We start from the raw sequence: 22,318 nt of genomic DNA, 5'->3' as shown, positions 1-22,318 counted from the left end.
CCATTCTCTTACACAATCTTAAAAATATCTTTACCGAAGGAGTGATAGAATTGGCACGTGTTTTATTTATTAACGGTGGATCAGAAGGACATATCAATCCAACTATTGGCGTTGTGCAGGAGTTAATTTCGCGTGGAGAAGAGGTCGTGTTCTTTACAATTGAAGCTTTTCGAGAGCGTATTGAGAAGACAGGAGCGACAGTGCGCACATTTGATGGTCAAAAATTTATCAAAGCTTTTATTTCTGGTGGAAGAAATCATTTACTTGAAAGGGTCAACGGTCTTTTACTTACTGCAGATGTCGTCATACCTAGCGTCCTTGAACAGATTAAAGGAGAACATTTTGATTACATGATCCACGATTCTATGTTTGGCTGTGGCTATTTACTTGCCAAAATCCTTAAACTTCCAGCAATCAGTTCATGTACATCTTTTGCCGAGACTAAACAATCATTTGATAAAACATTAGAACATCTTTCAAAAAATGTTCCAACCGAAGTTTTAAAAAAGTTAAATGATGATTTTCAACAACTAACAGCAAAAATTAAAGAAAAATATGGCGTTGAAATCCATTCACCTTATGAAGTTTTTTGTAATCCCGCACCACTTACAATCGTTTATACAACGAGGGAATTTCAACTTAACGGAGAAGCATTTGATCAATCCTATAAATTTGTAGGCCCATCCATTTCTTCACGATCGACACAAGAAGATTTCGACCTTACTGCAATCGAAGGAAAAAGCCCCATTTACATTTCACTCGGTACGGTCTTAAATCAAGCCATTGATTTCTATAAACTTTGTTTTAAGGCATTTGGAAAAACTGAGCATACCGTTGTTATGTCTATTGGAGGACAAACTCAACTTGATGAATTGGGAGAGATTCCTGACAACTTCATTGTAAAACCTTATGTTCCACAAACCGAATTGCTAAAATACACTAAATTATTTATCACACATGGCGGCATGAACAGTACGAATGAAGCTCTCTATAACGGGGTTCCGCTAATCGTTATCCCACTTAGTGCGGATCAGCCTTTAATCGCTCAGCAGGTAACCAATATCGGAGCAGGTATTCAATTACAAATGGAAAGTTTGACGGCAACTCAACTATATGAAGCTGCAAATCGTGTGTTTAACACCCCTTCCTTCCATATAGCTGCTGCAAATATTAAAGACTCCTTCCAAAAATCAGGTGGGTATCACAAAGCTGTCGATGAGATTTTCAAATTTACAAGTCAATATGATCTATAAATTTATTAGCTACCATCATTGGTGGCTTTTTTATGTAGCTTAAAAAAGCTAGGACAACATCCCAGCTTTTTGCACGTACTTTGAAAAAGGAGGAGCTACAAATCACCATTTTTTAATGTAATCGATCATCAAACATTAATTGTATTTGAATACCAAACGGGTCCTCAAGTATCCCATATGCTTTACTAAAAACATGACTTGATAACGGAACAATAATTCTTACTCTCTCATCTGTCGTCAAGCTCTTGTAAAAATGTTCGATTTCTTCTAAGTCTGCACTTTGTATACACAATGAGGTGTTGTTCCCTACTACATATTTTTCTGTGACATCCATTGTATTCTCTGCCATCATTATCTTTGTTTTCCCGATTGCTAAGATGGAATGAGTAATATAATGTTTATTCTCCTCAGTAATCTGCAGCGAGCTGTCACGTTTTGCCATGTCTTCATAGGTAACGAGTAACAATTCCTCCGCATTAAAATGCTTTTTGTAAAAATCAACCGCTTCTTTAGCTTTGCCATTCATGGATAAGAAAACGGCTACTTCTAGTGTTGTACTCATAGTATCAATCTCCCTCTAAATATTGATTTTAGGAAATATCTTATCAATTGATATTACCTTGACCTTATTTTAAGATATAAAGGTGTCAAAACATGATACCTTTATTCAGTAAAAGACTCCTACCTCTGAAGATTTGCGATGATTGCGGATATGATCGTTTTTCGGGTGTCCAAACATCTACTGAATGAAAATAAAGCCTCCGGCGAATGTCACGGAGGATTTTCAAGGGAATGAATTGTGCTCGCACAATTCAAAATCCAGACGCCATTACGCCAAGGCGAAATTATTAGGAGATTCACATGAAAAAATCAGAAAGATTAAATGACATGATTAGATACTTGAACAGTCATGAGTACTTTAATTTAAGTGACCTAATGGCTAAATACAATATTTCCAAAAGTACGGCTCTTCGTGATATTAGTTCATTAGAACAATTGGGTATGCCTATTTTTTCTGAGCATGGTAGGCATGGGCGTTATGGTATCTTAAAAAATAGACTGTTATCCCCTATTATTTTTACAATTGATGAAGTATATGCTCTGTACTTTGCCATGCTGACATTAGAATCTTATCAATCAACCCCATTCCATTTAAGCGTTTATAAACTTAATGAAAAGTTCGAAAACTGTCTATCTAACAATCAAATACAACAAATTCACAAAATGAAAAAAGTTCTACAATTTGAAGTAAATCAGCATACTAATATTAGCCGTTTTTTAGATAAAATTTTAAAGAGTATTCTTAATGAAAGTAGCTGTAAGATTCATTATTTGAAAAATAACGAGCAAAAAAGTTACCATGTTCAATTTTTCAAAATTTCCGCTAGGTTTGGTCAATGGTACGCTACTGGAATAGAGTTCAATACAACAAAATATAGAGTTTTCAGATGTGATAGAATCACTTTTATTGAAGAACAGGATATGAACTCTCGCTTTTCTATAGATGAACTTATTAATCGTTCATTAGAAATTTATCAATCCGAGGAGAGTATTGACTTTGAGGTAGAAATTTTAGCAGAAGCAAAGGATATTTTTTATAAAGAACATTATCCTTCCATGTCATTAGAAATTGATAATAAAACAGTCGTGAAGGGATTTTATAATCCTGGAGAAGAGGAATTTATCGCTAACTATTTTATAAGGTACGGTCAAACTGTTATTTCAGTGAAGCCTGTATCATTAAAACAAATTATGCAGGCTAAAGTAGAAAGCCTCTTAGATCACTTCAAAAAATTATAATTTCGGGGTAGCCCAGCTGAGTATAAATGATTTTAATCAGACAAAAAAAGAAGAAAAACGAAAAGCGCTTTTCTCCTCTTTTTTAAAACACAGCTATGCTTTACCATCATCTGTCTTTAACCAATTTACAATCGTTACTTTCGGGAATGTGATTAATGCTGTTAGAATTGCAACTATAGGTGCAACACTAATTCTTGATATTACATCTTTTCCACCTTATCGTTGAATTCAGTTCGGTACATTCAAAAACACAAATATTGCTTTTAGAACGTGTTTTAATAGCCAAGGAGAATTAGGTTACTGGGAAAAATTAAATCCAAGTTACACGATTTTTAATAAGGAATCAGAGACATTTTCAAGCATTTGGACAAAAACATCGGATAATTTTAAAAAGTTCTATCAGAATTACGACAGTGATTTAAAGAAATATAAAGGTAAGATAAGTTTATTGCCGAAATCCCCTGTTCCTGAAAATATTTTTCACCTATCAATGATTCCATGGAGTTCTAATGAAGGTAATTACCTTTTACCGATTATCACTGCAGGTAAATTTGCGCATAAGGAAAATGGTATTTATCTTCTTGTTTCTTTACAAATGCATCACGCTGTTTGTGATCGTTATCATGCAGGCTTATTCATGAATTACCTTCAGCGCTATGCCGCTGAATCCGATGACTGGTTATTAGATTGAATATTTTCCGCTAGAACCTGCTTCTTTTGTAGAAAGCGTTCCTGCTTATTACGGGAACGCTTTCGAATCGCCCCATATGTAACAAAAATTCACTTCCGCTACTAATTTGTCATTTTTCTCATCACCCACTCAATCGGTCCTCTTTTAAATTTTTTGCGCCATAAAACAGAAAATAAAATACTCGCTACGAAAAACAATAGTGTAAATACTAATGAAAATGCTAACGTTTGGTTTTCTAACCTATTTAACAATGCCAATATACCAACACCGATGAATACATGGCTTACATAATGGGTTAATGTTAATTGTCCTGTTTGAATAAGTGATTGTATCAACCATTGTCCAGCAAACTTTTCTACAATATAAATAGAAGCAACGATGACGATTATTGCAGAAGCAGAATTTGATAAGATATATAAAATGTTTGGTGGAATTGGCCCTGTTTGAAACAAGAATTCTGCACTGTTCACATCCAACACCGTTAGAGATAGGCGCATTAAAACTTGTGAAAGTACCTCTATAGTTATGAGAGAAAATATAGAAATAAACAACATTTTGTTTCTTATAGCTTTCTCCGATAAATTCAGTCTGCCTAGAATCATTCCAAGCAAAAAGAAACAGCTCCAAGGGAATACCGGATGATAGCCATTGTACAAAAGATTTCTTAGAAAACCTTCAATTGTCCAAAAATCAAGATACTCCATAAATGGTTGATTGGGATTCCATCCTTTAAAATAATTCATTGTCACTTGTAAGACTTGCGAGGTGAATAAAATAATACTAGATAGGATGATCATGCGCTTTATAGAAGCTACGATAAGAAAGGATGCAATCAGTATATAAATACCATAATAATGGAGGATATCTCCAGTCCATTCTGCAACATATAAAAGTAAACCTAGAATAAAAAGAAAAGCGGATCGTTTCCATAATTTCGTCCTATTTTCTTTAAAAGAAGAAAGCTCACTGCCATTTCTAGCTTTTCTTGTCATTAAGGCAACCCCGATACCTGCCAGTATAACAAAAGTGGCAGACGCTCTTCCTTCGAAAAGTCCAGTAAACCCTACAAGCCAACCCGACCCTCTCCCTGTTGCTCCCATAATAATTTTAAAGTTGACTATAAGCATCCCAAACATAGCCAAGGCTCGAGCAAAATCTAACCCTTCAATCCGTTTAGATTGTAACTGTTCGGTCATAAATGTTCCTCCTTATGTTATGCTCTGCTTAATACATCATTCAATATAAACTATAGGGTTGACCTAATGTCAAACCGACTTTTTTTGCCCGCCTCTCATTTCATTTGCCCAATTATTCATTAGTAGAATGATGCTATAACCCACACAGCGCAAATCCTTTAGCTTTATCACATGGAATTTATGCCTACAAATTCTTCCATTCCTCTTATTATCAATGATTACTGTTTTATCCTAGGTTTATTGTTTGACATTAGGCTAGCCCTAAAGTTTATATTTATCTAGAGAAGAGGGATATTATGGATGAAACAATTACAATAAATCAATTGGCTAAAATTTTTGATATTAGTCATCATCAAATACGATATTACGAAGAAAAAGGGCTCTTATTTCCATCCTTCACGGATAATAATAGATATCGAAAATATTCTCTTAAGGAAATTTATCAACTTGCTCAAATATTAATGTTGAGAAACTTAAATCTTTCAATCGCACAAATTAAAGACATTTTAACTTCGTATAAAAAAAATGATTATTTGAGTTTATTAAGAGAAAAATCAAAAGAACTTTCAGACGAAATAAATAAACTACAAAAGATTAAAAAGGCAATTGATCACCATTATGTAAATATTACAAACAAAAAAGTAAATTCAACAAAATACTTAAAAGAAAGTCACTTACAAAAAATAATCACTTTAAAAACGAATGAAACTTTATCAGCCAAGGATTTTTTAAAATTACAATTATCAACGCAATTTTTTTATAATGATATTATTTATGTTTTTGAAGAAGATGAATATCATATGTGTATAAAAACAGAACATAAAGCTGATTTCAGCATGAATGAAGGTAAATATACTTCTATATTTATTATTGGTGAAACTGATGATGAATTTGAGGAACAAATATTATCCATTATCGACAAAAAAAATGCCCCTATCTATGTAATGGAGCTGTCAAGCGGCATTTTTACTAATAGTAATATTCTTGAATTAGAAGTTCTAATTCCCGAAAAAAATGATATCTAACCGGGTTAATTTTATTAGAATATTCACCACACGCTAGAATGTTATAGTACAAACATTTCTGCTCATCTAGAATATAGACAAAGGAGTTAGAAAGCTGTTATTGCAGTAGGCAAGGAAATTTGCTCCAACTCATTTACAATCAAATGTCGTACCTATCATTCAGGACTCAATCAGAACAGAAGAACTCCGAATGAATCGAAATGGGATAATAAAATAAAATGATAACGGCTCACATGTTGAACAGAATCGTTCAAGATGTGAGCCTTTTTTTATATTGAATTATACATTCATATCTGTAATAGCAGGAATATTTATTTCCTTCACACATGAAACTGGTGATAAATTAATCACACATTGGACAATGGCTACAATATCTTGTACAGGAATACGTGTACCTTCATACAACTTAATGGCTTTTTCAACCCCTTCTTCATAAGGTACTTCAGCAGCCAGTTCTCCTGGATTAATACACGTTACAGTGATCGTATCTTCTCTCACATGCTCGCGTAAAGCATTTGTAATGCCTCGTAAGCCAAATTTAGATGTCACAAAGGAAACTTGCCTATTATTCGTATGATCTAAACCTGCTGTCGATCCTATTAAAATTATTTTTCCATTTTCCGCCTGTCTTACATTAGGTAATAGCGCCTGAATATATGTAATTGTGGAAGTTAAATTAATATTAATTAAGTTTGCAATATCCCCAATCTCATCTTTATCAAACGTATAGTCATCTTCAAAACCACGCTTTTCCCATACTCCAACATTGTAAATTAATACATCAATAGCAACGCCTTGTAAAGCTTCTTTTAAAGAAGGAATATGTTGTTGACTAGATAAATCAATAGTCAGCCATTTACGAATGACGCCATCATTTATATCTAAACTACTTGGTCGTGTTCGAGACACCACCCAGACTGTATCCCCTTTTGTTGGTAGCCCCTTTACAAATGCATCACCTAATCCTTGGCTTGCTCCAAATATAATAAAGTTCTTACTCATCCAATCACCCTTTCTATATGACTACAACGTAAGTATAGTTAAAATAAAAATTAGTAACAACTAATGTGATTTGTGGAAATATTAAGGTGATAAAAAGTATCGACGCCCATCCATTTTAAACTTCTTTCACCCAATACATTATGCAATCATCACTTCGATCTAAGAAACCATATTGAATTAAGTATCTTCTTATTGATACGTAATCACTATAAATAGGCTTTAAAAATGAAACTATTTCTTTTTCGTTATATTTACGCCCTACCTCAAACTTCGTTACAATGTATTGCCGTAAAATAATTTTTCGTTTTTCTTTACTTGGAAAACTTTCAATCGAAGCCATTTTTAAAATACGTCGCTAGTACTTTTTCTTTATCGTCTTCTGTAATCGCATAACGCTCATTCACCTGTGTTGCCCCCTTATGAATTGATTCATATACTTTTGTTGTTTCTAAAGCCTGCATAATTGCCAGAAAAACTTTTGCTTGTTTTTCTTTTTCTTTCAATTTAAATCGATGCTGTCGAATTGTTGAAATGCTATTTGCAGAAGTGCTATTAACAATTTCCTTATCTGGTGCCCCTGTTGCAAATAGCTTAAGCAATTCGGTTTGGATATCTGATAGCCCTGTATCCTCCTTATTTAATTGAAGTAACGCTTCAAATACAGAGATGTGTTCATTCTCGATATGGCGTTGTATAGCTTTTTTAGCCGTAAAAAAACGATCATCTATTTTGATCAAATATTTCTTTACAAAATATACACTCATATGCATCACCTGTGTCTACATATCCCCTCGATAATTCCACTATCGTCAAATCAGCTAAATCGATAAACAAACCCTCTCTTTGTTCATTATTTAATAAACAGTTTATTTATTTGCAAACAACAATAGCATTTGTTTATCTAAAAGAGAAGAAATCATTTGGACAATATAATCAAAACAATTCCTGATTTCACTGGATAAAAAAGCCAACGTTTTGAATAATGTTTTAAACTGTACCCTATAAGATAGACACTTTGAAAAAAGTCTATCCTATAGGGTACTTTTGTTTATAATTAGAAAAAAGATGTCGGAGCGGAATAAATGACGAAAAGATTATTTACTAAAAAAGAGCAAGAACAACTTAACTGTAATCCTAATGTCCAATCTATTAGTGATAAAGCGATTACTTATACTGAGGAATTTAAACGCCATTTTATTACAGAAAATGAAAAAGGAAAACTCCCAAGAATGATTTTTGAAGAGGCCGGTTTAGATGTTGAACTGATTGGTTTGAAGCGCATTAGTTCAGCGGGAAAGCGGTGGCGTGCAGCTTATCGTACAACTGGAGTAGCGGGTCTACAAGATACACGGAAAACGAATTCAGGTCGTCCAATAGAACGAGAATTAAGTTTAGAAGAAAAAATTGCACGATTAGAAGCGAAAAATCGATTATTACAAGCGGAGAATGAACTTTTAAAAAAGCTCGATCTACTCGAAAGGCAGATGTTAAAGAAGAAATAACAATCGCAACAGAACTAAAATTTGATTTAATCCGTAAAACGATTCAAAAATATAAACTAAAACGTTTAGTTAGCTATCTATGTGAAATCATGGGCGTATCTCGTTCAGGTTACTATAATTATTTCACAGAAAAATCAACACAAAAGCGTGCAGCCCATGAGTTAGCAGATGAAGCTATCAAAAAAATTATTTTAAAAGCGTATCATTTCCGAGGACGTAGGAAAGGTGCTCGTCAAATTAAAATGACGTTAGAAAATCAATATGGGATTACGTATAACTTAAAACGAATTCGCCGTATTATGAAGAAATTCAAGATTGTATGCCCAATTCGAAAAGCGAATCCGGCACGTAGAATGGCCAAAGCGACAAAAGAACATCGTACATGTCCAAATGAATTACAGCGTAACTTTAAACAAGGAGTGGCAGGAAAAGTATTATTAACAGATATCACGTATTTGCCGTATGGAAAAGGCAAACGTGCTTATTTATCAACGATTAAGGACGCTGAGACAAACGAAATTTTAGCGTATGAAGTATCAGCTTCGTTAAGTATGGATATCGCGCTCAATACTCTTCGTAAATTGAAGCGAAATCACCACCATTTAACGAACGATGCATTTATTCATTCAGATCAAGGATTCCATTATACGAATCCAAAATTCCAGAAACTTGTGAAGGATATGGGACTAGGGCAATCTATGTCACGTCGAGGAAACTGTTGGGATAACGCCCCTCAAGAATCTTTCTTCGGCCATTTTAAAGATGAAACCAATCTGAAAGCGTGCGAAACATTAGAAGAAGTAAAACGAGAAGTGAAAAGTTATATGATGTATTACAACCATTATCGAGGGCAATGGAACTTGAAAAAGCTGCCGCCTGCAAAATACAGACAGCAGCTTCAAAAGGTTGCCTAGCTTTTTTTCAAAATGTCCTTTACAAAGGGTACACTTTATTTCTTCAAAACGTTGGCTTTTCTTTTTTTAATTTCCCCCACATATTCGCAAGCATTTGTCACTGTAAGTGCTAAGGAAGATACTTCCTCCATTCCTCCCAGGCTTCCAAATAACCATAAAGATCGTGAGGATGAACTTTTATACACACGCCAATACGTGTATATAATTGAAAAACAACTTCATTCAACAGTCGTTCCTTCGTCAAGGATGTATTGCCGTTCCACAAGGAAAACGATGATAAAAGTGTATGTAAATCAAGACTATCTGGTGAAGAACAAAACGCATAGGTAAAATCGTAAATTTTGGGACCGATTAAAGGTGATGGGTCAATAACTCCTTTTAACTGATTACAAGAATAAACAAAATTATGAACACCAGTATCTCCGTGTAGGTAATACTTCTTCTCTTGATGATAGGTTTTTAATTTATTTACCAATAACTCTACTCTTTTATGGTCCTCACTCGGCAAGAGCTTACCTATATTCATTTTAGAAGACTCGAAACTACTCTGATTAAAGTCTGACCAGGAGCTTCGATGAATCCCATTTACTCTTCCCCAAGGAATGTCATTGTCCACCTTTTCATAATGATTAAATAACTCTTTCGTTAAAATTTTCATCCATTCCAATTTCGATCCTCGATTATAGTGTGTTTCTCCGGGTATATAAGCGTACACAATAAATTCTTTTTTATGATCCGTGTAAAGTACATCCGGCAACAAATTTACCTTTTTATAGGCAAGCAGGAATTCCTCAGTGGCAGATGGTCTATCTTTATCACAAAGGTTGGCATATTTTTATATAGGATCGTATAGATAATGCCATCCGTCGTGCCGCTTTTTAACCTCTTCACTTCTAAACAATCATTTTTGATCAAACCTTTATTCATGAGTAAATCCATGATTTCATTTATTTTTTCCATTTCTCAATCCTCTTTAGACGATTTAGTTAACTAACTTAATAAGTTCGCTTGCCTTTTTCAACAATCCTGCTTTTCAATAAGAAAAGCTGCCTATGTCTTTGGCAGCTTGATCTAAAATTGTTTATTTTAGTCGCTATTAGACCGTCAGAGAGCCACGGAAATCCCATACAGCATAGTAGGGTTTGAACTTAACTCAAGCTTTTTCTCTTGCCCTTTGTGTATCTCTTATATTCTTTTGAACCGTTATAGCTGCAAATAAACTAAGAACAAATGCCATACTAAAAAATCCTTTTTCGCTTAAAATAATACTTCCTGCATTGTATAAACCGATGGCCATTAATGCTATAGATACAATAAGTGCGAACCAACTAAGACCATAATAAATATTAGTAACTGGTATTCCCTCATCTTTATCTCTAACTGCTTTTTGTAAAGATATCGCCGAATAAAGTCCGAATACTAAAACCGCAAAGTAAAATCCTTTTTCGTTCAATTGCATAGTTGCGTTAAACAAACCTATAAGATAAGACGCAACACCTACTAATAACGCTGCCCATGAAGCCCCTTTAAAGGCTGGAGTTGGTTCCCCTTCTTTCCTTTCTTCTTTCACTTTTAAATCATTTCGTTTTTCTTTATCTACTAAAACTTCGTTATCATTGGACATTCAATTTTTCGCCTCCATCTTTTAATCTACTAAAAATGGAGCACCAGAGACATTACAGGCGCCTTCGATCTTCATTATTAAAGTATATGCTCATTAGCATGATAACTTCACAACCTTTAGCTTGTCGCTCGGCAATTATGCCTCGGTATAATTGTGTCCGGAATCTGCTTTGTGCTTAGGCCTGCATAAGGTATAAGTGTAAATCTTAAATAAGTTGTACTAGCTCTGGGTTTAATACAACTTTATGAAACCGCCAACAATCAGAGTATTCTGTACCTATTTCATGATCATGCAAGCAAACCCTGTTCATTCCATCACAGCCGTCAAGTCCACAACAACCATTTAATCTACTACTGTCTGAATGGTGGTTTGAATTGATTAAATCCTTGATGTTGATAATGATAGATCCTGTTAATATTTCATAAGCTGTTTCCTCTTGATTAAATAAAAGCCTCTAGGAATATAATCCTGACCATCGTTTTCATTAAGCAAATTCAGGTCTTTTAATTCCGATAATGGCTCAGAAATTTCTAAATTACATGCTTTACAGAGTAGTTTCAACTTATCGTTTCCTCCTTTTATATGAATATGTGATCCAGTCAATGCTAGAAATCGGTTACCCGTTAGCCATCCGTAGTGCAGAACAATATTCTTTGCTAATGAACCCATTCCTAAATAGAGTATTGTAAAGAAATGACTGAATGTTCATGTTGAATGCATTCGTTTGAAACCATAATATTTCTCATTGGAGTATTATCAACTTCAGTCATTCCTAAATAAGACGTTGCTTTAAATTCAAAATAATTACACTATCACTTTTTAGATTATGTACGCCAACTCTTTGTAAATGTTGAAGCAGTTGCTTCACGAATTTCCACCTCTTTTTATGTGTAATACTCTTCAATTTTCATCAATTTCCTTTTTCCACTTTCCTGCACTGTTAGTGAAAAATCGATTGCTCTAGTTGTGACCAATTAAATTTAACGATTTATACTTTTTGTCATTCCAATGGAAAACTTCTTAAACCCAAAAGTTTCATAGTAGGTTTCTAAACTTTCAACACACATTAATTGAGGAATTACTCGATTTCGCTTACAATGTTGAATGATTCGATTCACCATTTCTTTACCGATTCCCTCAGACTGATAGCTTGGTAGAACACATAATCCACATATTATTCCAGTAATTATACCATCTGAAATAACACGTCCCATACCCACCAATTGTTTTTCATCATAAGCATAAATTGCATACCAACTTTGACTGCACATTTGTTCCAAATCATTAGTTGTTAATTTAAGTGAATTCCATCCTAAACATTCATATAAGGTTAGTAATTGCTCAAAATCATTCGGGGGTTCTATCGTATAATGTATAGATTTTCCCATATAATCACCTCAGAATTTTTGTTTATCCCAGTTTAACATCAACACTTTCATTTATATATTTATTAACACAGATTTTTCCATCAATCTGCTCCGTTAGTTCAATAAGAAAAAATTGCCTTTGATTTCGCAGGTTAATTATAAACTCTTGCACCCTTTCGTTGAACAAGTAATCTATCTATAATCTTTTATTCCACTTTCAAAAGCCTGTCTATCGTCATTCTCAATCCCGTGCAAGGCTTCCTGTAGAGCAAATGTACTTTTATAAAATTTAACTCTATCAGCTATTTCAATACCGTTAGGATATTGGTGAATACACATATCAAAAAATTCCTCACCATAGCTAGAGAGTATTCCAGCAAAGTCATACGCTGGATCACCTATACCAGAACCACCAAAATCTATTATCCCTGAAATCATACTTGTTTCGGGATTCCACAAGATGTTAGACGCTCCGAAATCTCCGTGTATAAGTGTTATATCTAAATTTGAGAATGCTTCCCCTTTTAGGAACGTTTCAAAAGATTGTGATATTTCCTTTTGAGCGTCTTGTCTGATAAAAGGAAATAATGTATTTTGAATTTTATCGTACAGGTTATACATCTCTTCACTAGGATTACGAACCTTTAGTTTCAAATCTCGACTTGCTTTTTCTCCTGAAATAGAATGGAGTTCTACAAGAAAAGAAACAAGTTGTTTTGCCAACCCTTTCACCAATTCAACACTCTCTACCCCTGTTAAACTTTCATTCCACAAAGGAACACCATTTATTAGTTTATAGCCAGTAAAGACTTTACCTGGTTCTATCTCTTCTAAAGACTGATAAATGGGATACGGAATAGGAGTAGCAACGATCCCTTTAATATATTTCAAAATATCCGTCTCTCTCCTTAATTGAATGATGCCATTTTTATATTTTGGAAATCTAAAAACCAAAGATTTGTTGACAATTAACACATCATTATTCTGTCCAATTTCATTAGGATAAAAGTCTTCAATGGAAAGGTCAGAATAAATGGATTGAATGTTTTCAATAAAGTTATTATTCATTATAAATTCCCCCTTGTGGTCACTTTCTATTGTTTTGATCCCCATGCACAGTAGTTTACCTACAGTTCTTCACAAACTTAAAATAGATTTTAACATAAATATCCAACAAAAAAATCACCTCTAAAAAACGAGGTGATTTTCATCAATCTTTATTATAAACAATCCACCTTTTTAAGCTACAATGCCCTAGTAGCCAAAAGCGAAAATATGCATTCATTTTTACGAAGCATCTTCAAACTGACTATTGTATAGATCCGCATAGAATCCTTTTTCTGCAAGCAGTTCTTCATGATTACCACTTTCAATAATATCTCCATCTTTCATCACTAAGATCAAATCGGCGTTTTTAATAGTAGAAAGTCTATGTGCAATGACAAATGATGTTCTTCCTACCATCAATTTATCCATCGCTTCTTGAATAAGTGCTTCCGTACGCGTGTCAACGGAGCTAGTAGCTTCATCTAAGATAAGCAAAGGTGCTTTTTTAACCATTGCCCTTGCAATCGTAATAAGCTGTTTCTGTCCTACAGATAAACTTGTATGATCATTTAAAACTGTATCGTAACCTTTTGGCAGCGTTCTAATAAAGTGATGCAAACCTACTGCCTTACATGCTGCAACTACTTCTTCATCGGTTACATGATCTTTGTTATAAATGATATTTTCCTTAATGGTACCTTCGAATAACCAAGTATCTTGCAGCACCATGCAGAATAAGTCGTGAACATTTTTACGTGAAATCGACTTAGTCGGTACGTCTCCAATCATGATTTCCCCGCTATCTACTTCATAGAAACGCATGAGAAGATTAACAAGCGTTGTTTTCCCAGCCCCAGTAGGTCCGACAATGGCAACTTTTTGACCTGCTTTTATCTGGGCAGAGAAATCTTTAATAATCAGTTTCTCTTTCGTATAGCCAAATTTAACGTTTTTAAATTGCACATTGCCTGTAACATCTTCGGCATCTAAAGTGGCTTTTTTCTCACTTTCGTCTTCAAGTTCCGCTTCATTTAAGAACTCAAATACACGTTCACTTGCTGCTGCAGTTGACTGCAAGCTTGTAGCTACCTGTGCTAACTGAGACAATGGCTGTGTAAATAGGCGGATATACACCATAAACGAAACGATCACACCAAATGTAATGGAACCTTTCACTGTAAGTGCAGCCCCTACTACACAAACAACAACATATCCTAAATTTCCGATAAAGATCATGAGAGGCATCATCATGCCCGACATAAACTGTGCACGCCAAGCGCTATTAAAAAGACTTTCATTGATTTCATTAAATTCTTTCTTCGCTACTTTTTCACCGTTATACACCTTCATGACATCATGCCCTGAGTAGATTTCTTCAATATGGCCATTTATTCTACCAAGATCTTGCTGCTGGTGTATGAAGTATTTTCGAGATTTGGAAATGATAAAAGTCATTAATACAAATCCAACGAAAGTTGCACCAATGGCAGAAAGTGCCATCGTAACATTAATAGAGAACATCATAATTAATGATCCGAAGAACATAACGACCGCTGTCACTAGCGAACCAATACTTTGATTTAGAGACTGACCAATCATATCTACATCATTCGTAACACGACTTAATACATCACCATAAGTTGTAGAATCAAAGTATTTCAACGGTAATCTATCGATTTTGTTCGAAATATCTTTACGTAACCTTTTGGAAACTCTCTGCGTAATCGTAGCCATAATAAACGCCTGAATATAATTGAAGATAAAACTCAATCCATACAAAATAGCAAGGAACAAACCAATATTCCCTATAGCCGTAATATCAATCTCACCAGTAATGCCATCCATTATCGTATCAGTTATCTCACTAAGCTTATTAGGTCCAATGATCGTGAAAATGGTTCCTACAACTGCCAAGACAAGTGCCAAGATAATCGCTGGTAAATAAGGTTTACAATAGGCAATCAACTTTCCCCAAGGCTTTTTAAAATTCTTGGGCTTTTCTCCAGGAGCCTTCATATGACCTGGACCACCGGGACCTTTTCGAGGCTTATTTGTTTGTGTATTACTCATTTTCCAACTCCTCCTTCGATAGCTGCGAATAGGCGATTTCCTGATAAGTCTGACAAGTTTCCAATAATTCACTATGTTTCCCCATACCAACGATTTTACCTTCATCAAGAACAATGATTTTATCAGCATCTTTAATCGTACCAATTCGCTGCGCCACAATTAAAGTGGTAACACCTTTCGTTTCCTTTTTCAAAGTAGAACGAAGTTGACGGTCTGTTTTATAATCTAAAGCAGAGAACGAATCATCGAAAATAAAGATTTCTGGATTTCGATTCACTGCTCTGGCAATAGAAAGACGTTGTTTTTGGCCCCCTGAAAGATTTGTACCACCTTGGGCAATAGCTGCATCATATTCATCATCCATTTTCTCCACAAATTCTTCCCCTTGGGCAATTTCCACTGCTTTCTTGATCTCTTCATCTGTTGATGGAGTCTGACCGTTACCTCCGTAGGCAACATTAGATTTTACTGTACCTGAAAATAGAACGACTTTTTGAGAAACGTAACCAATTTTATTATGAAGAGTTTCTTGTGCATATTCTTTCACATTAATGCCGTCGACTAATACTTCACCCTCAGTAGCATCATAAAATCTTGGGAGTAAATTAATCAGCGTACTCTTACCACTACCCGTTGAACCGATTAAAGCGACAGTCTCGCCTTTATGTGCTGTAAAGCTAATATTTTCTAAAACATAGTCCTCTGCATTAGGATATTTAAAGCTAACATTACGCAGTTCAATTTCACCTTCGATACCCTTAGGCGACGATTGCAATTTCCCATCCATAATTGTTTGAGGTGTATCAAGTACTTCATTAATACGTACTGCAGATACAGCTGCTCTCGGTAGCAAAATAAAGGTCATTGATAACAGCATAAATGCCATAACTACCTGCATTGCATAGGAAGAAAATACAACCATATCACTGAACAAACCGATTCGATCCATACCCCCTGCATTATTAATCAAATGAGCACCGATCCAGTAGATAGATAGCGTTAATCCTGACATAATCAGACCCATACCCGGCTGCATAAGAGCCATAAGTCGGTTCACAAAAAGATTTGTATCCGTTAAATCCTTATTTACTTTTTCAAATTTCTCTTCCTGATATTGTTGTGCGTTATAAGCATGAACAACACGAATACCAGTCAAACTTTCCCTTGTTACTCGGTTTAGATTATCTGTCATTTTTTGAACGATTTTAAATTTCGGTAGCACAAAAATGATCAGGTTGCCTATCAAAATAAGTAAAACAATGACAGCTACTCCCGTTGCCACTGACCACTCCCAGCTCTTCCCGGTAATTTTCAAAATAGCCCATATTGCAAGGATAGGAGCCTTAATCATTACTTGAAGACCCATTGCAACAGTTTGCTGTATTTGCGTTATATCATTAGTCGAACGAGTAATTAAACTTGCGATTGAAAAACCATTAATCTCTTCCATAGAGAAAGATAAAGTTTTATCAAATACGCCTTTTCGCAATTCCTTTGACAGCGACGTTGCTACCTTTGCCGCAAAATAGCCCACAATGACTGCCAATATCATACTGCCAAGGGCACATAACAGCATTTTTCCTCCAGCTGTCCATATCTCGCTCGTTTTACTGCCCTCTGTTTGTACAAGAGTCGTAATTTTAGCCATATAATCCGGCAATTTCAAATCCAAATAAACTTGCCCTACAATGAACACAATACTAGCAACAATTAGCGTCCATTCTTTCGGTTTTAAGTATTTAAATATTTTCAACATATTTGCAGTCCTCCTCATTTTAGTTAGCATGCTAACTATATAGTCATAAAAACATCAAAATAGCATCTTCTTCAAGATTCTATATTTTCTTTCATAGCATCCATTACTTCAAAAAACACATCAAGTTTCTCTTCCGGGATACCTGTTAGTAATTTTTGTTCAAGAAGCGCTCTACGAGTCATGATACTGTCATGTATTTTCAGCGCATCTTCTGTTAAGACAATTTTTTTGAGTCTTGAATCGTAGGGCACAGATTGCCTTGTAATCAAACCGTTATTTTCCATAGCCTTTAGTATTCTAGATGCTGTTGATTTACGAATAGAAAAATCTCTTTCAAAATCTTTTTGAAAGACATCTTTATCTTGGTTTTTGTAAAGATAACTAATCGTCCAACCGTGCATGGCAGTAAGGTTTTCTTTTTCCATTAGTGTTTGATCCAATTGTCTTCTCATTAAGAGCGACAATGTACGCAACTCTAACCCAACTGATCTCTTTTTGCTCAATTTTCTACCTCCTATATGTTAGCGTGCAAACTTTAGTATTTAAAATGTGTACTGGTGGGGTATGTCGTATGTAACTCAATACATAATTTTATTCGTAAGACGCTTATGCCCTTAGGTAAAAGATGGATCATGTTCAGATTTATCTTCTATTCAGTTTGCCATATGGCCTGCAAAAAGTTCAACAAAAAAGTAAAACCACTTTTTGTTATGTAAATAAGTGATTTTGCTTTGAAATAAAGTATGCTAAGAAATGACAAAATAACAATGTTCATTTTTACTCTTCTAAGCCTGAATATAAAAAAATTTACAGCTTGGAATGCGTTGGAAGGAACGTTTTTTTTCAGTTTAGTTAGGGATTAAATTTTACATATCTAATTTAGAAAAGGAAAGAATATAAATGAGTTCCAAATCTCTACCAGAACTCAATAAGAATTCACAATTTTTAGGAGGATAAGTATGTCTACATTTAATTTAGGTGAGAAAGTCCCCGATTTTACTCTTCCAGCAGTTAATGGCGAAGAATTCTCTTTTGTATCTCATCAAGACCTGCATAAAAGTTGGCATCTCATTATCTTTTTCAGAGGATCATGGTGCCCTGTTTGTCTTCATGACTTAAAAGAGCTTGAAGAAAGCAAAAGTTATTTTGAAGGCAAGAATGTACACCTAATTACAATCTCAACGGACCAGTTAGAAAATTTAAAGAAAATGGTTGATGAACATAACATTACTTTTACTGTCTTAACTGATAAAGAGTTAAAAACAGTAAAAGCATATGATGTTTTTTATCATGGAGAAAATGCTCCATATGAGGATCATGGTACGCATGGAGAACCAGCTTATTTCCTAGTTGATGAAAATGGACAACTGCTATATCAACAAAAACAAACAAGTCCATTTGGACGCCCATCATCTACTGAACTTCGCAAAATTATCCAATATATCGGAAAGAATTTAAAGACAAATCAATAAATAAAAATATTTGATTGAGCGCGCAATTGTAGAGCAACAAAAGTAGAAAAACTATCAATCTCGAATGATTTGCATTATACGATTGCTCTAAAATTAAAATGCTTAAAAATAAAAGGTAATCTCATTTTAAACATGACTAAGATGTGATTACCTTTTTCTGTATATGGAATCAACAAAGCTAATTTCATTTGTAGCTACTAACGTGAATTCGAACTTCGTAAGTTATTCATTAGATTATATTTTCATGTTTAATTCTCTATTGGGATTATAGAATTGTAACCATTTATCAGCTTCACTAATCATCCACGTTCCAAAGTCATTTAAAAACGATAACAATAGGTTTGCATCTATTATGGGTGTTATGGCATATTCTAGCGCTTTTTTCATGTCGTTTTCCTTTTCAGGGAAATATTCCGAAAACAATTTATAAGCAGGATATAAATCCCTTGTATATGTGTTTGCTTTAGTAATGACAAGCGCAAGTCCTGCTCTTACTAAAATTTTCATAATCCACTTGCAACAATCTTTCATATCCTCCATATCAGAATTATCTTGAAGATCATTACAGGCATTTTTAATTTGACCTTGTAAATGAATAAGGTGGTCATTTGCTAAAGCTTCGTCAGCTCTATATCTTGGTAATTGGGGTATCAAGTCTTCTCCAAACACACATATTCCATGGGTTTTGAGTATGAAACTAATGATTGAAAAAGATGACGCATTTAAAATATCTTCTACACAGTATAAACTTAGTTCAATACCATCTACACAAGTATGTTTTTGATTTAATTCTTGTTCTACTTCTTTTAACCGCTTTAACTGTGGTTTATTAGGGTTTTGCTTTGTAACCGCTATTGTGTCTAAGTCAGCTACGCCTTCAATACCTATCCCTTTTGGAATGGATCCTCTTATGTATACACTATGTAAGTCATCTTGAAGGTGAGTGGAATACGTATTAACCACATCGTAGATCACAGGATGAAAAATTGGGTTGATTTTATCCCAGTCTGAATGGTTAATAATGTGGCCATCGCTATCAGTAATACATAAGCTTCCAATTTCTTTAATAGTAGTCATCACATATCTCCTTTTATTAATTTATAGTCACTTCGTCTACCTACTATGCTACGCCTCTCGCTATGGGTTTTATCTTCTAACGATCAATAATGACTTTACATAGTCATTTTCTTTAATATCTATTTCGCATAAAAATAGGATAGCACGTTCTCTATCGAACACGCTATCCTACTTTCATTTTAGAAGTACACATTGGGCTAAAATAACCTTCATATTGTTTAATTCGTAATTTTTATCCTTATTATTAGTAAACTCCGTCTTCTAGCTAAAATACTCTTTATTTGAATTTTTCACATTTAATTGGATCATCAGCAAAACATGTGGTTGATTTCCGTTCCGACTGGGCGCTTTGTTGCTGCCGCTTCGCTTTCGCACAGAGCAAAGCTTCCTGGGGGCGTCCGATGTGCCGCTTTTGGTGTTGCTGTCGCTACGCTTTCGCACAGAAAACATCCGCTGCGCTGCAGGGTCTCGGGCCAACACGATGTTGGTCACGAAGGCGTTATCACAGGATGTGATGCTTTTAGCCTTCGTTCCTCTATCGCTGACCCCCGAGGAGTCGCCCAGTCTCCACTCCAATCAACTATTTACATAGTAGAAGTTTTAACAAAAGTCATCCACCACTTTTGGTGATGAACCATTTAAATTGAACACCGAATTTAGACCATTTTTTAATCATTCCCCAATACCGTTCCGTCGGCTAGCCATTCTCAATCAACTTACGAATTGTTTGTATGTAGCTCATCATATCCTACTAGAATCCGCGGAACTATTTTCATAGTAGTTGATTACCTGGGTGATTTTTTATCGTTTGCCAATAGTCTGCATCTTTTGTTCTCTTGTAAAATTTATAAAAGGGTTCTGTTTGGCGAGCAAGTTCTTTATAGACCCTAATTATTTCCTGTAAAAGACTTTCAATATGCTGTACAGGCACTTTTTTCACAAATAGCTCCCCTGCCTGTGCATTTTTCCCCATTGGAACTGCCCCTAAATACACATCGAAACTATCTTTCTGATATACAAGCCCAATATCATCATAAACGGCATTATAGCAAGCTGATGCACAGCCATTCATATTAATGCGAATCCTGCTTGGTACTTCCAAGCCTTCAAGCTGCTGATACAGCTCCTCTGTAATCTGTGCTGCCTCCATTTTATCGCCATCACAAAAATCACAAGCCTTCATAGCTACAATCTGACCTTGCTTTGCAATATATAAGCCCACCTTTTCCAACTTCCTTTTGGCCGCCGTAAATTCTATTGTCGGTACAGATAGTAGTATACTGTAGGACGCAGAATATTTAATAGCACCACTCACTCCGACTACCTCTGCGATTGTTTGAAATTGTGCTGGTGTATAATGTTTGTTGATAATGCCAGGACTCACAGCAAGACGCGTAAATTCACCCTCTCTGTTTAACTTAGCAAATGTTTTTTCAGGAATATTATGGCTAAAAGCATTTATAGTCATTTTTACCCTCCTATGAAAAAAGCTAGCACATGGCTAGCTCCTCTTCTTTATTGAAAGCTTTCTGGATAAAATCCTTGTGCCAAAATTCGAATTGCTTCAGCCGCACGAACACCTTCAGACGCTGCTGATAGTGGTAAAATAACGAAACGTCCGTTTACTACCGCTTCCGTTTCTTTTAGTGCCGGATCATTTTTTAGGAAATTAATTTTTTCTTCAGCAGTAGTTGAACCATAGTCAATTACAACGATAACTTCAGGGTTGCGCTCAACTACATCTTCTTTTGAAACGGTTGTCCAGCCAGACTCAACATCGCCGAATATATTTTTTCCACCTGCTACTGTCACAAGTTCATTCATGAAGTTTTGTGCAGCAGTGAAAACATCTTTCTCACCACTATCAAATACAAGAATACGTAAATTACCCTCCTCTTGCGGAAGCTTCGTACGAATGTCCTCTACATCTTTTGTCATTTGCTCAATTAATTTTTCTCCACGGTCTTCCACATGGAATATCTTAGAAATATTGCGGATATCCCCGAAAATATCCTCTAACTTAGGATTTTTAATGCTTGAAGATGTATGTAAATAAGTGTGGATGCCAAGTGCTTCTAGTTCTTCTGATGTTCCGACACCCTTCTCACTAAACCCGCTTTTCCAGCCTGCATATAAAAAATCTGCTCCTGCATCAATCACTTGTTCCTTTGTTGGGTATTGCTCAGCTAATACTGGAACTTTTTCATATGCTGCTTGTAACGGTGGATAAATTGCATCATCTAAATACGCTGTTCCGACCATTGAATCCTCTAAGCCTAACGCTAGCATAATCTCTGTCACATGCTGATTTAAGCTAATTGCCTTTTTTGGTGCTTCCGAATAGACTTGTGTCGTATCGTTATTGTCAATCGTTACTTCCGTTGCTCCTGCTTTTGCTGGTTCTACTTGTTCGCTTTGCGATGATGACTCCTGTTTTTCCTCGTTAACACAAGCTGTTAACATACTTAGCATTGCGATTGCAAGAACAAGCCATACGCTTTTTAATGTCTTCATGTCTACTT

The 22,318-nt window shown here is 35.1% G+C and carries 21 protein-coding genes and 1 pseudogene; 6 read left to right on the top strand and 16 right to left on the bottom strand.

Translation table 11 applies throughout. The features are described from left to right. Positions 1 to 50 precede the first annotated feature (50 nt). A complete protein-coding gene (locus ACIPKN_RS24460) occupies positions 51 to 1,253 on the top strand; it encodes a macrolide family glycosyltransferase (protein ID WP_400941225.1) in 1,203 nt (400 codons plus the stop codon). A gap of 112 nt (positions 1,254 to 1,365) precedes the next feature. Here the strand turns inward: ACIPKN_RS24460 and ACIPKN_RS24455 are convergent, their stop codons facing one another. Then, positions 1,366 to 1,815 carry a VOC family protein gene (locus ACIPKN_RS24455; protein ID WP_400941222.1) on the bottom strand — a complete coding sequence of 150 codons (450 nt, stop codon included), beginning with the start codon at positions 1,813 to 1,815 and terminating at the stop codon, positions 1,366 to 1,368. A 299-nt stretch (positions 1,816 to 2,114) separates the two neighbouring features. Here ACIPKN_RS24455 and ACIPKN_RS24450 point away from each other — a divergent pair, with 299 nt between their 5' ends. Beyond that, positions 2,115 to 3,053: a helix-turn-helix transcriptional regulator gene (locus ACIPKN_RS24450; protein ID WP_400941219.1), complete on the top strand. Its 939-nt coding sequence runs from the start codon at positions 2,115 to 2,117 to the stop codon at positions 3,051 to 3,053. Between the two features lie 247 nt (positions 3,054 to 3,300). Then, a pseudogene (locus ACIPKN_RS24445) lies at positions 3,301 to 3,744 on the top strand (CatA-like O-acetyltransferase); the annotation flags it as partial. 101 nt (positions 3,745 to 3,845) lie between these two features. Here ACIPKN_RS24445 and ACIPKN_RS24440 read toward each other — a convergent pair. Beyond that, on the bottom strand, positions 3,846 to 4,940 hold the full coding sequence (locus tag ACIPKN_RS24440) for a DUF418 domain-containing protein (protein WP_400941217.1): 1,095 nt from the start codon (positions 4,938 to 4,940) through the stop codon (positions 3,846 to 3,848). Positions 4,941 to 5,236: 296 nt separating this feature from the next. Between ACIPKN_RS24440 and ACIPKN_RS24435 the strand changes: the two genes are divergently transcribed. Further along, positions 5,237 to 5,965: a helix-turn-helix domain-containing protein gene (locus ACIPKN_RS24435; protein ID WP_400941214.1), complete on the top strand. Its 729-nt coding sequence runs from the start codon at positions 5,237 to 5,239 to the stop codon at positions 5,963 to 5,965. A 279-nt stretch (positions 5,966 to 6,244) separates the two neighbouring features. Here the strand turns inward: ACIPKN_RS24435 and ACIPKN_RS24430 are convergent, their stop codons facing one another. The 3 genes from ACIPKN_RS24430 to ACIPKN_RS24420 form a co-directional block, all read right to left on the bottom strand. Further along, positions 6,245 to 6,967: an SDR family NAD(P)-dependent oxidoreductase gene (locus ACIPKN_RS24430; protein WP_400941212.1), complete on the bottom strand. Its 723-nt coding sequence runs from the start codon at positions 6,965 to 6,967 to the stop codon at positions 6,245 to 6,247. A gap of 115 nt (positions 6,968 to 7,082) precedes the next feature. Further along, positions 7,083 to 7,307, bottom strand: a complete 225-nt coding sequence (locus ACIPKN_RS24425) for a DUF2087 domain-containing protein (RefSeq protein ID WP_400941210.1) — start codon at positions 7,305 to 7,307, stop codon at positions 7,083 to 7,085. Further along, positions 7,294 to 7,731 (bottom strand): helix-turn-helix transcriptional regulator, encoded by a 438-nt coding sequence (locus ACIPKN_RS24420; protein ID WP_400941208.1) that lies wholly within the window; start codon positions 7,729 to 7,731, stop codon positions 7,294 to 7,296. Before ACIPKN_RS24420 ends, ACIPKN_RS24425 begins: the two co-directional genes overlap by 14 nt. 318 nt (positions 7,732 to 8,049) lie before the next feature. On the opposite strand from ACIPKN_RS24420, the gene ACIPKN_RS24415 reads away from it, so the two are divergent. Then, positions 8,050 to 9,383 (top strand): IS3 family transposase gene (locus tag ACIPKN_RS24415; RefSeq protein WP_400941205.1). Its coding sequence is split into 2 segments (ribosomal slippage): positions 8,050 to 8,431 and positions 8,431 to 9,383, totalling 1,335 coding nucleotides; the frame shifts between segments, so codons are not numbered across the junction. Positions 9,384 to 9,492: 109 nt separating this feature from the next. Here the strand turns inward: ACIPKN_RS24415 and ACIPKN_RS24410 are convergent. From ACIPKN_RS24410 to ACIPKN_RS24375, 8 genes are all read right to left on the bottom strand, one after another. Continuing rightward, the gene (locus ACIPKN_RS24410; protein WP_400941203.1) at positions 9,493 to 10,050 is read right to left on the bottom strand and encodes a VOC family protein; all 558 of its coding nucleotides are present in this window, start codon (positions 10,048 to 10,050) and stop codon (positions 9,493 to 9,495) included. A gap of 95 nt (positions 10,051 to 10,145) precedes the next feature. After that, a complete protein-coding gene (locus ACIPKN_RS24405; RefSeq protein WP_400941201.1) occupies positions 10,146 to 10,343 on the bottom strand; it encodes a hypothetical protein in 198 nt (65 codons plus the stop codon). 193 nt (positions 10,344 to 10,536) lie between these two features. Next, positions 10,537 to 11,007 (bottom strand): inner membrane protein YiaA, encoded by a 471-nt coding sequence (yiaA, locus tag ACIPKN_RS24400; RefSeq protein WP_400941198.1) that lies wholly within the window; start codon positions 11,005 to 11,007, stop codon positions 10,537 to 10,539. Positions 11,008 to 11,987: 980 nt separating this feature from the next. Beyond that, complete coding sequence (locus ACIPKN_RS24395) at positions 11,988 to 12,395, bottom strand: GNAT family N-acetyltransferase (protein ID WP_400941196.1); 408 nt, start codon at positions 12,393 to 12,395, stop codon at positions 11,988 to 11,990. 171 nt (positions 12,396 to 12,566) lie between these two features. Then, on the bottom strand, positions 12,567 to 13,442 hold the full coding sequence (locus ACIPKN_RS24390; RefSeq protein WP_400941193.1) for a phosphotransferase family protein: 876 nt from the start codon (positions 13,440 to 13,442) through the stop codon (positions 12,567 to 12,569). A 219-nt stretch (positions 13,443 to 13,661) separates the two neighbouring features. Next, positions 13,662 to 15,491 carry an ABC transporter ATP-binding protein gene (locus tag ACIPKN_RS24385; RefSeq protein ID WP_400941191.1) on the bottom strand — a complete coding sequence of 610 codons (1,830 nt, stop codon included), beginning with the start codon at positions 15,489 to 15,491 and terminating at the stop codon, positions 13,662 to 13,664. Next, complete coding sequence (locus ACIPKN_RS24380) at positions 15,484 to 17,247, bottom strand: ABC transporter ATP-binding protein (RefSeq protein ID WP_400941189.1); 1,764 nt, start codon at positions 17,245 to 17,247, stop codon at positions 15,484 to 15,486. Before ACIPKN_RS24380 ends, ACIPKN_RS24385 begins: the two co-directional genes overlap by 8 nt. A gap of 71 nt (positions 17,248 to 17,318) precedes the next feature. After that, positions 17,319 to 17,750, bottom strand: coding sequence for a MarR family winged helix-turn-helix transcriptional regulator (locus ACIPKN_RS24375; RefSeq protein WP_142507667.1), 432 nt, complete (start codon positions 17,748 to 17,750; stop codon positions 17,319 to 17,321). A gap of 456 nt (positions 17,751 to 18,206) precedes the next feature. Here ACIPKN_RS24375 and ACIPKN_RS24370 point away from each other — a divergent pair, with 456 nt between their 5' ends. Continuing rightward, a complete protein-coding gene (locus ACIPKN_RS24370) occupies positions 18,207 to 18,719 on the top strand; it encodes a peroxiredoxin family protein (protein WP_400941185.1) in 513 nt (170 codons plus the stop codon). Positions 18,720 to 18,953: 234 nt separating this feature from the next. Here ACIPKN_RS24370 and ACIPKN_RS24365 read toward each other — a convergent pair whose 3' ends face one another. The 3 genes from ACIPKN_RS24365 to ACIPKN_RS24355 all read right to left on the bottom strand — a co-directional run bounded on the left by ACIPKN_RS24365 (position 18,954) and on the right by ACIPKN_RS24355 (position 22,310). Further along, positions 18,954 to 19,796, bottom strand: coding sequence for a nucleotidyltransferase (locus ACIPKN_RS24365; protein ID WP_400941184.1), 843 nt, complete (start codon positions 19,794 to 19,796; stop codon positions 18,954 to 18,956). 772 nt (positions 19,797 to 20,568) lie between these two features. Further along, entirely contained in the window at positions 20,569 to 21,264 is a 696-nt protein-coding gene (locus tag ACIPKN_RS24360) for a precorrin-3B methylase (RefSeq protein ID WP_400941181.1), read from the bottom strand. A 47-nt stretch (positions 21,265 to 21,311) separates the two neighbouring features. Then, complete coding sequence (locus ACIPKN_RS24355) at positions 21,312 to 22,310, bottom strand: ABC transporter substrate-binding protein (protein WP_400941178.1); 999 nt, start codon at positions 22,308 to 22,310, stop codon at positions 21,312 to 21,314. Positions 22,311 to 22,318 lie beyond the last annotated feature (8 nt).

This window comes from Lysinibacillus sp. NPDC086135 (assembly GCF_044746345.1).
Taxonomy (GTDB): Bacteria; Bacillota; Bacilli; order Bacillales_A; family Planococcaceae; genus Lysinibacillus.
This window is presented reverse-complemented; position numbering and strand designations above follow the sequence as displayed.